Origin of the sequence: Sanguibacter antarcticus (genome assembly GCF_002564005.1) — a bacterium.
Lineage (GTDB): Bacteria > Actinomycetota > Actinomycetes > Actinomycetales > Cellulomonadaceae > Sanguibacter > Sanguibacter antarcticus.
In genome coordinates, this window is the sequence record NZ_PDJG01000001.1 from 1,563,057 (window position 1) to 1,575,855 (window position 12,799).

Consider the following 12,799-nt stretch of genomic DNA (forward strand, 5'->3'; position numbering starts at 1 on the left):
GTCCGTTTGTCACAGTTTCATGTTGGTTGGATCAAGAGATCATCAGGCCTCCGTACAAACTTCACCCCGTCTCCACCGACATGATCGGCGATTTCATGCTCGACCTCGGAGCCAGCCCGAGCCGTCACGCCGTGCGAGCCCACGAACCTCCAGCCGACCGAGCGACGCCATCGCGTCGTCCACGCTCACACCTGCCTCGTGAACCACGACAGCGAGGTCGGCTGCGTTCCCCACCGGGAGCGCGTCGAAGACCTGTTGGTCTGACGGGTCGAGCCCGTCGTGCGGTCGCCGGGCAGCAGAGTCACGCCGGGCGTCTCTGTCGGCTGCACCTGCACGGTCGGCTCCCGTGCTCCCAGCGAGCTCACGGACGTCGTCCGCATCCGTGACACACACTGCACGCCCCTCCCGCAGCAGGCGGTGACACCCCGCAGACGCCATCGAGGTCACCGGACCAGGGACAGCACCGACCGGGCGCAGCAGGTCGAACGCGCGCGCCGCCGTCGCCAAGGAACCCGACCGCCAGGCGGCCTCGACCACGACGGTGGCCGAGCCCGCCGCCGCGATCAGCCGGTTGCGCTTGAGAAACCGGACCCGGCTCGGAACTCCCCCCGGGGGCGACTCGCTCACCAGCACACCTCCCTGGTCCGTGATCGCCCGCAAGAGCTGAGCGTTCCCTGCGGGGTACAGCCGGTCGACGCCGCCCGCGAGGAACGCGACCGTTGCCCCGGACGCCGCGAGCGACCCGCGATGCACAGCAGCATCGATGCCGTAAGCGCCACCAGAAACCGTGGCGAAGCCGTGATCAGCGAGCACAGCGGCCATCTCGCCTGCTACCCGGTCGCCATAGTCGGTGCTCGCGCGCGCTCCGACCAATGACACCGAGCGGGAGAGGACCGCGTCCACTCGACTCTCGCCCCTGACCCACAAGCACAAGGGGGCAGCGGCGCCCAGGTCGTCCAGGTGGGAGGGCCACTCCTCGTTCTCCGGGGTCACGAGCCTCCCTCCAAGGCCGTGGAGCATCGCGACGTCGTGGCGGGGGTCCAGGCCTGTGACCCGAGGAGCCCACCGAGCGACCGCTCGAACCAGCCGTTGACGCATCGTCGGCGAGTCGAGGCCAAGGCGATCCATGAGCTGTGCGACTCCCTGCCCGACGAGGTCGGGGTCCGTGCTCACGGCGCACACCCACCGCAGCCCTGCGACCGGTCCGACCGCAGCGACCAGCATCCCGGCCACCTCGTCTGCCGGCTCGACGATGCGGCTCCACGCAGCCCTGGACAACAGGGTCTCGGAGGTCTCCGTACCTCGTGTCACAGTCCCTGTCCTCGCGTCCGGAGCAGCAGCGCCTTCCCGATGTCGTCCTCGACAGGTGCGACCCGGCCCGCAAGATCTGCCAGGGTCCATGCGACCCGCAGCACCCGATCCGAGCCGCGCAGGCTGAGCGTGCCTCGATCGAGCGCACGGTCCAGCTCGGCAAGGAGCGACCGGTCCGCACCGAGCCGGTCTCGGAGCCAGGCCCCGGGCACCTCACCGTTGCTCGTCCACCGTGTCCCCGCTAGGCGCTCCCGAGCAGCATCGCGCGCAGCAGCGACCCGACGAGCCACGACAGCGGTGCTCTCCGGTCTGGTCGAACGAGCCACGTCGAGACGAGTCACCTGATGGACCTCGACCTGGAGGTCGACCCGATCGAGGAGCGGTCCCGAGAGTCGAGCGAAGTACCGACGACGTGCCATGGCACTGCAGCTGCAGTCGAGCCCCTTGCCGATCGCGAGCCCGCACGGGCACGGGTTCGCGGCCAGCACCAGCTGGAACCGAGCAGGATATCGAGCGCTCCCCGCAGCACGCTGGATGACGAGCTCGCCGTGCTCGAGCGGCTGACGCAGCGTCTGGAGGACCCGCGGCGAGAACTCCGGGGCCTCGTCCATGAACAGGACGCCCCGGTGCGCCCGCGATGCCGCTCCAGGCCGAGGCATCCCCGATCCCCCACCCACGATCGCTGCCGGCGTCGCGGTGTGGTGCGGGTCCTCGAACGGCGGGCGCACGAGCAGGCCTGCCGCAGGGTCGAAGGTGCCGGCGACCGAGTGGACCGAGGTCACCTCGACGGCCTCTTCCTCGGTCAGGTCCGGGAGGAGGCCGGGAAGTCGAGCTGCGAGCATCGTCTTGCCGGTGCCCGGCGGGCCGACCATGAGCAGGTGGTGGCCGCCAGCCGCTGCGACCTCGAGCGCGGCACGAGCCGGGAGCTGGCCCATGACGTCGCTCAGCTCGGTGGGCTCCTTCGGCGCGTCGCGCACCGGGGTCCGGGAACGACCGCCCGGGTGCGGGTCGACCGGGGGCAGGTCGGCTCCGTACAGGGCGGCCAGCTCGCCCAACGAGTGCACGGCGACGACCCGGATACCGGGGACGAGACGGGCCTCCACCTCGTCGGCAGCGGGGACGACCACCGTCTCCACACCCTCCTGCCGTGCAGCGACGATGGCGGGCAAGACTCCGCGCACCGGATGGACCCTGCCGTCGAGACCAAGCTCTCCGATATGAGCAGCACGTGACGGCGCACCAGGGTCGATGAGCCCGGCACCTGCGAGGATCGCGACCGCGATCGCGAGATCGAAGCCCGACCCCGCCTTCGGCAACGACGCAGGCGACAGGTTGACGGTCACCTTCCGCTGTGGAAGCACGAGACCCGACGACGAGATCGCCGCACGCACGCGGTCTCGCGACTCTGCCAGGGCTGCATCAGGAAGGCCGACCAGCGTGAAGCCGGGAACAGAGGCCGCAAGGTGTGCCTCGACCTCGATGAGGTGCCCGCGCAGGCCCACGAGGCAGACGGCCAGAGTCCGTCCGAGCGCCATCAGCACACGCCCTGGAGATGCTCGACATCAGCTGGCCCTGACCGCCCGAGGACGATCGCGACCACATCGATCCGCACGGAGGCCACCCGGGTCTCGTGGTCGTGCAACCACTGGCCAGCGAGACGCTTCAGCCTCGCGAGCTTGACCGGTGTGACGGCCTCGGCCGGGTGACCATAGCCGGTGCCCCGTCGGGTCTTGACCTCGACGACCACGAGCTCGTCTCCGTCGAGAGCGACGATGTCCAGCTCTCCTCGGACGCCTCGCCAGTTCCGGTCGACCACCCGGTAGCCAGCCTCCGTGAGGAATCGTGCTGCGACGTTCTCACCGTGGCGTCCGACCGCGATCCGTGCGTTGTCCATGTCCCACCTCCGCGGCACACTCTCCGCGACAGACGCCTACGCCTGGGGAGTCTCGGTGCCCGATGTGGAAGGACTAGCGGCTCGTTGCGGTGTGGACGACGTATAGGAGCGGTGAGGTCGCGCTACCGAGAAGCTCAGAGCTCGAGCTCTGCCTGCGCAAGCTCCTCGACGTTCACGTCCTTGAAGGTCACGACCCGCACCGACTTCACGAAGCGCTTGGACCGGTAGACGTCCCACACCCAGGCATCGCTGAGGCTGACCTCGAAGTACACCTCGCCTGCTGCGGACCGAACCTGCAGCTCCACCGTGTTCGCCAGGTAGAAGCGCCTCTCCGTCTCGACGACGTAGGCGAACAGCCGCACGACGTCTCGGTACTCGCGATAGAGCGCAAGCTCCATCTCGGTCTCGTAGTTCTCCAGATCCTCAGCGCTCACTGAACCATCATGGACCATCGACCGTGCTTGTCGCGGCGAACGGGCCGCCCGGCAGACGCCAGCTCAGTCGGTGCAACGGGCTCGGACCGTGCTCGACGAGCGCCGCGACGTGCTGCGCTGACCCGTACCCCTTGTTGCGGTTCCAGCCATACTCCGGCCTCGAGCGCGCATGCTCTGTCATCTCGCTGTCGCGCGAGCACTTGGCCACGACGCTCGCTGCAGCGACGGACGCGCACGCGAGATCGGCTTTGACCCGCGTATGGACGACGGGTTCGACGTACCCGTCAGGGACAGGTGCCTCGACCCCGTCGAGCAGCTCGAAGAGATCCGCCTGCGGCTGCGTGAGCCAGTCGTGCGACCCGTCGAGCAGGAGGACATCCACCGGACCGACCTGCGCAGCCACGGCGACGAGCGCACGCTGACCTGCCAGGCGCAGAGAACGGACGATGCCGAGCTCGTCGATCTCTTGCGACGAGGCGGATCCGACGGCATACGTGACCGACCACTCGGCGATGAGCGGCACGTAGTCGTTCCTCGCCCGTGCCGTGAGCACCTTGGAGTCTGTCAGTCCGACAGGGCACGGCCCGGTTCCCTCGTCGACGACGCACACCCCGACGCTCACCGGTCCGGCGAGAGCGCCTCGTCCTACCTCGTCCATCCCCCCGACGAGCCTGGCTCCTCCCGCGAGCAGCACGTGCTCGTGGGTCAGGTCGGGAAAGACCGGCGGGATGGCCACACGCTTGCTCACGGCTCAGGGACGTCCGTGAACGTCTCGCCAGGGTTCTTCAGCCAGCTGGCTCGGTCGAGCGGCCACACGGTGACGAAAGCCGTCCCGACGACGTTGTCCAGCGGGACGAAGCCACCACCAGGGCTTCCCCCGTTGTAACGAGAGTCCGTCGAGTTCGACCGGTTGTCGCCCATGACCCACAGCGAGTCGTCGGGGACGATCTTGTCGAACTCGAGCGCTGACGGCGCGGCTCCCGGCTTGAGGTACGGCTCGACGATCGACTGTCCGTTCACGCTGACGAGTCCCTGCGCGTCACAGCACACGACATGATCGCCGCCGACCGCGATGACCCGCTTGATGAGGTGCTCGCCGGAGTCGTGCGGCACGAGCCCGACAAAGGTCAAGACGTTGGTGACCTTCTGCTGGAACGCCGTGCGCACGGGCTGCTCGGAGTCGGCGAGCCACGTCCCGGGGTCCTTGAACACGACGATGTCGCCCCGATGGACGTCGAAGATCCCTGGGACCATCTTCGAGACGAGGACACGGTCGTTGGTGATCAACGTGTCCTCCATCGACTCGCTCGGGATGTAGAACGCCTGGACGAAGAACGACTTGATGATCCACGAGAGCACGAGTGCGCTGACGAGGATGATCGCGGTCTCGCGAAGGAGCGACCCCTTGCGCGGTCGCAGCCTCGCAGTGGGCTGCACAGTCTCGTCGGGCACGTCGTCAAGAGTCACCCGCACACTCTGCCACCACTTCAGGGTCGGCACGACCATCGTCCGCCGCGACCACACCGGCTCTCCTCAGATACACCGCTGGCGGCCACCGTGCAGGTGGCCGCCAGCGGGCGTGGTCGTTCAGGTGCGCCGCCTCGCGAGGAGGCGACGCAGGCGATCACTTGGAGGGAGCGACGGAGCGCTTCTCCTTGATCTTCGCCTTCTTGCCGCGGAGCTTGCGGAGGTAGTACAGCTTGGCGCGACGGACGTCACCTCGCGTGAGGACCTCGACCGACTCGATCGACGGCACGTGGAGCGGGAACGTGCGCTCCACGCCGACGCCGAAGCTGATCTTGCGGACGGTGAAGGTCTCGCGGACCCCACCACCGACGCGGGAGATGACAACGCCCTGGAACGCCTGGACACGCGAGCGCGTGCCCTCGACGACCTTGACGTTGACCTTGACGGTGTCTCCGGCGCGGAACGCCGGGATGTCGGTACGCAGCGAGGCTGCGTCGACGCTGTCGAGCGTATGCATGTGATTCTCCCCGTCCTGCCACAGGTCAGGAACGTCTTGTGGGCCGCGGCGCCGGAGCGCAGCGATCCTGTCCAGTTCAGAAGGCGGTGTCACGCCGATACGGCGTTGGTACTGGGTGGGACGCCCCTGTGGCAGAGTCCGGTTCAGTGCACACCAACAGTCCATCTTGCCACAGCGTCCGGCGTACTACGAATCTGCGGTGTGCTCGAACCGTCCGCCAGCGGTCAGGAACCATCCGTTCGCCGCCAGCAGCGCACGGTCGGCCTTGTCGGTGCTCTGAGGATCGAGCGCCTCGATCATGTCCGGCCGACGTTCGAGCGTCCGCGTGATCGACTGGTCGCGACGCCAGCGCACGATCTTCGCGTGGTGCCCGCTGAGCAGAACGTCCGGGACGTCGAGCCCGTCCCACGTGGGCGGCTTCGTGTAGACCGGGTATTCCAGCAGTCCCGCGGCTCCGTGCGACTCCTCGACGAGCGACTGCGGGTTGCCGATCACGCCCGGGACCAGCCGGGCCACGGCCTCGATCATGACGAGCGCCGCAACCTCTCCGCCGTTGAGCACGTAGTCACCGATCGACACCTCGCGGACGTCGACCCCGTCGCGCCGGTGCTGCTCGACGACGCGGGAGTCGATCCCCTCGTAGCGACCACAGGCGAAGACGAGCTGAGACGACACGGCGAGAGACTCCGCGGTGCGCTGCGTGAAACGCTCCCCGGACGGGGTCGGGATCACGAGCGTGGCGCCCGGAGCGAGCACGTCCGAGAGCGCGCTCCCCCACACGTCCGGGCGCATGACCATCCCCGCCCCACCGCCGAAGGGTGTGTCGTCGACCGTCCTGTGCCGGTCCGTCGCCCAGGTGCGCAGGTCGTGGACTGCGAGGTCGAGCACTCCGGTCGCCACCGCCTTGCCGACGAGGGACAGGTGCAACGGGGCCAGGTACTCAGGAAAGATCGAGATGACGTCGATCCGCACCTCAGTCGTCGCTCTCGGCCGCGGCTCCGGCGTCGTCGCCGTCGGCCTCCGACACACCGAGATCTGCGCCGTCCAGATCAGCGCCCTCGGGCAGTGCGATCTCGAGGTTGGCTGCGTCGCGCACCAAGAGCCCCCCGGGAGGGTCAAGGATCACGCGCCCCCCGGGCACGTCGACGACGGGGACAAAAGCCCGGGTGAACGGGACGAGGGTGCGCGCACCGTCCGTCTCGCGCAGGACGAGGACATCGTGAGCCGGCATGTGCTCGAGGCCCGTGATCGTCCCGACCGGCGTCCCGTCGACAAGCTCGGCACGCAGGCCCGCGAGCTCGTGCGGGTACCAGGCGTCCTCCTCGTCCGAAGCGTCGACCTCGACGACCAGCTCGGTCCCTCGAGCGTTCTCAGCCCCCGTACGGTCGGTCAGCTCAGCGAACTGCACGTGCCACCGACCGTTCTGGATCCGGGTCGACTGCACCGTGAGCGGTCCGGCCTCGGCCGGCAGCGTCCGCAACGTCTGCCCTTGCGCGAACCGCAGCTCGGGCGTGTCGGTACGCAGGTCGAGGGCGACCTCTCCGCGTAGTCCGTGTGCGCGCCCGATCTTGGCGACGGTCAGTTCCATTGCGCTCCTCCAGCTGCGAACCACGAGTCTTGATGCCAACAGTGAAACGGAAAAGCCCGGGGCCCAGACACCTCGCGGTGTCCGGGCCCCGGGCCGGTGCTCAACCTCTGGCGGTGCTGACGCCCAACGTGTCAGCGACGATCGACGTCGACCACGTCGACACGCACGGAACCATCGCCGGCGAGAGCGCCGACGACGGTGCGCAGCGCACGAGCGGTCCGCCCGCCACGGCCGATCACCCGGCCGAGATCCTCGGGATGAACCCGGACCTCGAGGAGCTCGCCACGCCGCAAGGGCTTGGCGTTGACCTGCACGTCATCGGGGTTGTCCACGATGCCGCGCACCAGGTGCTCGAGAGCATCTGCCAACATCAGGCCTGCTCCTCCGCGGGAGCCTCGGCCGGCGCGTCAGCGGCGGAGGATGCGTCGGCAGCAGCTTTGGCGGCCGATGCCTTCGCCTTGACCTTCTCAGCGTCCGCAGCGGCACCGGCGACAGCCTCGGCCACACCCTCGGCGCTGAGCTTCTCCTTGGTACGCAGAGTTCCCTCGGCACCCGGGAGACCCTTGAACTTCTGCCAGTCACCCGTGATCTTGAGGAGCACGAGGACCTGCTCGGTCGGCTGAGCGCCGACGCCGAGCCAGTACTGCGCGCGCTCTGAGGTGATCTCGATGAGCGACGGCTCTTCGGTCGGGTGGTACTTCCCGATCTCCTCGATGACACGGCCGTCACGCTTCGTGTGCGAGTCAGCGACGACGATGCGGTAGTACGGCGCCCGGATCTTGCCGAAACGCTTCAAACGGATCTTGGTGGCCACAGTGGTGGGCTCTCCTGGTTCTGATGGTGGTGAACCGAGCACCGACCCGGCGGGGTGCGGGGGTGCGTGGTTCGAAACGCGGCAACGCTCGGTGAGAGGGGCCGGGCATGCCGAGTACAGCGGCTGATTATGCCAGACAGACAGCCGTGGTTCCAACTATGCCTGCGTGTACCGTACTCCGCGAAGGATTACCGCATGCGGAGAGCGCAGGACGTCGATGTCCGTGCGTGGGTCCTCCGCGTAGACGACGAGGTCCGCGGACGCCCCCTCGACGACCTCGCCCGCACCGAGATAGGCACGTGTCCGCCAGCTCGCGGCGGCGACGACGTCAGCTGCCGGGACCCCAGCTGCGACCAGCTCCGCACACTCGCGCGCGATCTGGCCGTGCTCGATGGTTCCGCCAGCGTCGGTCCCGACGAGGATCCGTACGCCGGCCTCGTACATCTGCCGGACCTGCTCGTACCGACGCACGTGCATCGCTCGCATCCGCGCAGCGAACGCCGGGAACCGACCGTCGGCCTGGGCGGCGATCTGCTCGAACTGGGCGACCTGCAGGAGCGTGGGGGTCACGGGGACGCCCCGGACCGCGGCCTCCGCGATATGGTCCGCAGTCATCCCTGTCCCGTGCTCGATGCAGTCCACACCTGCCGCGAGCGCAGCGCCGACAGCCTCGGTGGAGAACGTGTGCACAGTCATGCGTGCCGCGTTCGCGTGCGCACGGCGCACGGCCTCCGCGAGGAGGTCGTCCGGCCAGAGCGGCGTGAGGTCGCCGTGGTCGCGGTCGATCCAGTCCGCGACGACCTTGACCCACCCGTCGCCACGCGTGGCCTCGCGTGCGACAGCGTCGGGGAGCTGTTCGACGTCCTCGAGCTCGTCGCCGAACCCGCGAAGGTAACGCTTGGGTCGCGCGATGTGTCGCCCGGCCCGGATGAGCCGTGGAAGGTCCGGGCGGCCGGCGACCCAGGACGTGTCGAGCGGCGAGCCCGCGTCACGGACGAGGAGCACACCGCTGTCCCGGTCGGCGATCGCCTGGTCCTGCGCCTCGGTATCGGTCACCGCCCCGTCTGCAGCGAGACCGATGTGGCAGTGGACATCCACGAGACCCGGGAACGCATACCCGTCGATGCGATCCATGTCAGCGGTCAGCCCCGACGGGCGGGTCAGGCTGATCCGCCCGTCCTCGATCCACACGTCGCCGTACTCCCGGCCTTCACCGAGCGTGATCTCTCCATGGACGTGGATGACCGGTCTCTGGCTCATGCGTCCGCTCGGCTCAGCGACCGAGGAACTTCTCGAGCCCGGCAGGGATCTCCAGCGGGGCGTCGGGGTCGGCCTGCTTGCCGACACCGAACGCAGACCCGGACGGTGCCTGCCGCGGGGCCTCGGCTGCACGCTGCTCTGCGGCGCGCTTCGCCGGGTTGCCCGACTTGCTCTTCTTGCCGCGGACGGGCTGCGCCTGCTGACGTCCTCGAGACTTCTTCCCGCCCATGCCGGGCAGGTTGCCCATCCCCGGCATGCCCATCCCTCCACCGCGAGCCATCTGGCGCATCATCTTCTGTGCACCGGCAAAGCGGTCGAGCAGCTGGTTGACGTCCGTCGTGGTCACGCCCGAGCCCTTGGCGATGCGCGCGCGCCGCGAGCCGTTGATGATCTTCGGTGTCTCACGCTCTCCTGGAGTCATCGAGCGGATGATCGCCTCGACGCGATCGACCTCACGCTCGTCGAAGTTCTCCAGCGCCTCGCGCATCTGCCCCATGCCGGGCAGCATGCCGAGCATCTTCTTCATGGAGCCCATGCTGCGCATCTGCTGCATCTGCGACAGGAAGTCCGCGAGCGTGAAGTCGGTCCCGGCCGCCATCTTCGCGGCCATCGCGTTGGCCTCGTCGGCGTCGAACGCCTTCTCGGCCTGCTCGATGAGGGTGAGCACGTCGCCCATGTCGAGGATGCGCGACGCCATCCGGTCCGGGTGGAACGCCTCGAAGTCGGTGAGCTTCTCTCCCGTGGACGCGAAGAGGATCGGTCGGCCGGTGACGCGCGCCACGGACAGCGCGGCGCCTCCGCGCGCGTCGCCGTCAAGCTTGGACAGGACCACGCCGGTGAAACCGACGCCGTCTGCGAACGCTTGTGCCGTGGTGACCGCGTCCTGCCCGATCATCGCGTCGATGACGAAGAGGACCTCGTCCGGCTGCGTGGCATCACGGATGTCCGTGGCCTGCTGCATGAGCTCGGCGTCGACGCCGAGCCGACCTGCAGTGTCGATGATCACGACGTCGTGCTGCCGCGAACGGGCCGTCTCGACGCCTGCGCGGGCTACGCCGACGGGGTCTCCCGTCGCGACCTCGTCTTCACCGGCAACACCAGGGTGGGGCGCGAAGACCGGTACTCCGGCCCGCTCGCCGACGACCTTGAGCTGCGTCACGGCGTTCGGTCGCTGAAGGTCTGCTGCGACGAGGAGGGGCGTGTGGCCCTTCTCGCGCAGGCTCAGCGCGAGCTTGCCCGCGAGCGTCGTCTTTCCGGCCCCCTGGAGTCCCGCGAGCATGATGACCGTCGGTGCGACCTTCGCGAGCTGGAGCCCTCGGCTCTCGCCACCGAGGATGGAGACGAGCTCCTCGTTGACGATCTTGACGACCTGCTGGGCAGGGTTGAGCGCCCCGGAGACCTCAGCCGAGAGAGCGCGCTCGCGCACCGTCCCGGTGAACTCCCGCACGACGGAGACTGCGACGTCGGCATCGAGCAGCGCCCGCCGGATCTCCCGGACGGTCGCGTCGATGTCGGCCTCGGACAGGCGCCCTTTGGTCTTGAGGTTCTTGAAGGTCGATGTCAGACGATCCGACAGAGTGGCGAACACCGTTTGCAATCCTCACCGGTCGCTGGATGTGGCAGAGGGAACAGCCTACCGGCTCAGTGCGCCACGTCGTCGCCCGGACCACCGCCGAGGGCCACCATCGTCCGTGCGACGAGGTCGTCCACGAGCCGTTCGCGCCACGAGGTCCAGGCCGTCGGGCCGAGCGACGAGGCGTCCGCCTCGGTGAGCGCCCGGAGCACCTCGAGAAGCTCTGGCCGATGGTCGACCGCCTCCGCCAGCTCGTCGACGGTCGCTGGGTCCGACGGGTCGTTGCTCACCGCGAGCCGCGACAGCGTCAGGTGATGACGCACCATCCGCTCGACGTCAGCGACGACCTGGTCCTCGAACCCCATCCGTCGAAGGATCATCGGGACGAGCTCGGCTCCGACGACGGAGTGGTCCGTCGCACCCGCCCGTTTCCCGATGTCGTGCAAGAAGGCCGACAGGAGCAGGACGTCAGGCAGGGCGACCGTCCGGCGCCACCGACGTGCACGCGAGACCGTCTCGATGAGGTGGCGGTCCACGGTGTGCCGGTGGACGGCAGCGCGCTGCGGCCGGTTGCGCACGCCCTGCCACTCGGGGATCCACGACGTGACCACACCGGCGAGGTCGAGGGCCTCCCAGACGGGAATCTGGGCCGGCCCAGCACCGAGGACGGTCAGGAGCGCGGTCCGGGCAGGCTTCGGCCACGGGACAGGCAGCGGCGCGCACTGCTCGAAGCTCGTCACGGAGACCGGCGAGATCGTCAGCCCGGTCCGGGCAGCGACAGCAGCCGCACGCAGGGCGAGCATCGGGTCCGTCGCGGGGCTCGCCTCGACCGCCAGGACCAGCTCGCCGTCGTGCTCGACGAGGCCGTCTCCGACCGATCGGAGGCGGGGCGCGGCGCGACGGCCACGGATCATGAACGGGCGCGCGGCTGCGAGAGGGCGTTGGAGTGCTTGGCGAGCGCGCCGGATGGTCGTGTCGAGGCCGTACGAGATCTCACGCCCTGTCTCGGCGAGGCTCGCGAGGAAGTCGTCCGAGTCCCCGTAACCGCAGACCTCGGCGACCTCGTCGAGGTCTGCGAGGACGAGGCGGTTCGTGCGCCTGCGCGTGACGAGGTGGATGGCGTCGCGGGCATCGAGCAGGTGGTCGTAGGCGCGGTCGACCGCCCCGTGCGGGCGGTCCGTGAGCCAGGTGGCCGCGAGCGCGGACAAGATGACGGCGTCGCGGATGCCACCTCGCGCTTCCTTGAGATCAGGTTCGATGAGATAGGCGAGCTCACCGTGCCGGTCCGCGCGTGCCTTCGTCGAGGTGAGCAGCTCAGGGAGCCTGCGGCGAGCCGCTGACCGCCAGTCCATGAGGACCGCCGACGTGGCACGGTGCACCACGAGCGCGTCGCCCGCCACCGGTCGGACGTCGAGCATCCCGACCGCCGCAGGAAGGTCCTTCGACGCCACCTGTCGGCACTGGGCCAGCGACCGTACCGAGTGGTCGAGGTCGAGGCCTGCGTCCCAGATCGGGTACCAGACCTTCTCCGCGACAGAGCGCAGCTCCTCAGGACCGTGGGTACGACCGTCGTGCACGAGGACGAGATCGAGGTCGCTCATCGGTCCGGCGTCCCCCCGACCGAGGCTCCCGACCGCCGCCAGAGCGATCCCGCTCGGGTCGACCTCGCTCGTCGCGACGGCCCACAGCTCCTCGAGGCGCTCGACGACGAGGTCCCCCATCGCCCGACGCCGCTCCGGGCCAGCGGGTGCCTCACCCGGCACAGCGGACGTGCGCATGAGCCGCTCAGCGAGCGCGAGCCGTTCGGTGCGGAGGTCCCGCACCCCTGCGGGGTGCGGGACCTCCTGCTCCTGGTCGTCAGGCCGGGGACCTGGACCCGGATCGTTCTCAGCGCCGTAGCCGTGCTCAACCATCATGTACCTACGTCGCTCTCCAGCTGGT

At 69.0% G+C, this 12,799-nt stretch carries 14 protein-coding genes; all 14 read right to left on the reverse strand.

What is annotated here, in order from left to right; all coding sequences use genetic code 11:
• Nucleotides 1-93: 93 nt before the first annotated feature.
• On the reverse strand, nucleotides 94-1,311 hold the full coding sequence (dprA, locus tag ATL42_RS07075) for a DNA-processing protein DprA (RefSeq protein ID WP_245862258.1): 1,218 nt from the start codon (nucleotides 1,309-1,311) through the stop codon (nucleotides 94-96).
• Entirely contained in the window at nucleotides 1,308-2,846 is a 1,539-nt protein-coding gene (locus tag ATL42_RS07080; protein WP_098454746.1) for a YifB family Mg chelatase-like AAA ATPase, read from the reverse strand. Before ATL42_RS07080 ends, dprA begins: the two co-directional genes overlap by 4 nt.
• A complete protein-coding gene (locus ATL42_RS07085; protein WP_098454747.1) occupies nucleotides 2,846-3,205 on the reverse strand; it encodes a YraN family protein in 360 nt (119 codons plus the stop codon). Before ATL42_RS07085 ends, ATL42_RS07080 begins: the two co-directional genes overlap by 1 nt.
• 134 nt (nucleotides 3,206-3,339) lie before the next feature.
• Nucleotides 3,340-3,639 carry a DUF2469 domain-containing protein gene (locus ATL42_RS07090; protein ID WP_098454748.1) on the reverse strand — a complete coding sequence of 100 codons (300 nt, stop codon included), beginning with the start codon at nucleotides 3,637-3,639 and terminating at the stop codon, nucleotides 3,340-3,342.
• Between the two features lie 7 nt (nucleotides 3,640-3,646).
• Nucleotides 3,647-4,387, reverse strand: coding sequence for a ribonuclease HII (locus ATL42_RS07095; RefSeq protein WP_245862260.1), 741 nt, complete (start codon nucleotides 4,385-4,387; stop codon nucleotides 3,647-3,649).
• The gene (lepB, locus tag ATL42_RS07100; protein WP_245862263.1) at nucleotides 4,384-5,106 is read right to left on the reverse strand and encodes a signal peptidase I; all 723 of its coding nucleotides are present in this window, start codon (nucleotides 5,104-5,106) and stop codon (nucleotides 4,384-4,386) included. The genes ATL42_RS07095 and lepB overlap by 4 nt, the downstream gene beginning before the upstream one ends.
• Before the next feature lie 157 nt (nucleotides 5,107-5,263).
• Entirely contained in the window at nucleotides 5,264-5,623 is a 360-nt protein-coding gene (gene rplS, locus ATL42_RS07105; RefSeq protein ID WP_098454750.1) for a 50S ribosomal protein L19, read from the reverse strand.
• 186 nt (nucleotides 5,624-5,809) lie between these two features.
• A complete protein-coding gene (gene trmD, locus ATL42_RS07110) occupies nucleotides 5,810-6,595 on the reverse strand; it encodes a tRNA (guanosine(37)-N1)-methyltransferase TrmD (RefSeq protein ID WP_098454751.1) in 786 nt (261 codons plus the stop codon).
• A gap of 1 nt (nucleotide 6,596) precedes the next feature.
• Nucleotides 6,597-7,211 carry a ribosome maturation factor RimM gene (rimM, locus tag ATL42_RS07115; protein WP_098454752.1) on the reverse strand — a complete coding sequence of 205 codons (615 nt, stop codon included), beginning with the start codon at nucleotides 7,209-7,211 and terminating at the stop codon, nucleotides 6,597-6,599.
• Between the two features lie 131 nt (nucleotides 7,212-7,342).
• A complete protein-coding gene (locus ATL42_RS07120; RefSeq protein WP_098454753.1) occupies nucleotides 7,343-7,582 on the reverse strand; it encodes an RNA-binding protein in 240 nt (79 codons plus the stop codon).
• On the reverse strand, nucleotides 7,582-8,025 hold the full coding sequence (gene rpsP / locus ATL42_RS07125; protein ID WP_098454754.1) for a 30S ribosomal protein S16: 444 nt from the start codon (nucleotides 8,023-8,025) through the stop codon (nucleotides 7,582-7,584). Before rpsP ends, ATL42_RS07120 begins: the two co-directional genes overlap by 1 nt.
• A 156-nt stretch (nucleotides 8,026-8,181) precedes the next feature.
• Nucleotides 8,182-9,285: an amidohydrolase family protein gene (locus tag ATL42_RS07130; protein WP_098454755.1), complete on the reverse strand. Its 1,104-nt coding sequence runs from the start codon at nucleotides 9,283-9,285 to the stop codon at nucleotides 8,182-8,184.
• 13 nt (nucleotides 9,286-9,298) lie between these two features.
• Nucleotides 9,299-10,873 (reverse strand): signal recognition particle protein, encoded by a 1,575-nt coding sequence (ffh, locus tag ATL42_RS07135; RefSeq protein WP_098454756.1) that lies wholly within the window; start codon nucleotides 10,871-10,873, stop codon nucleotides 9,299-9,301.
• 53 nt (nucleotides 10,874-10,926) lie between these two features.
• Nucleotides 10,927-12,771 (reverse strand): [protein-PII] uridylyltransferase, encoded by a 1,845-nt coding sequence (locus ATL42_RS07140; protein ID WP_098456409.1) that lies wholly within the window; start codon nucleotides 12,769-12,771, stop codon nucleotides 10,927-10,929.
• Nucleotides 12,772-12,799 lie beyond the last annotated feature (28 nt).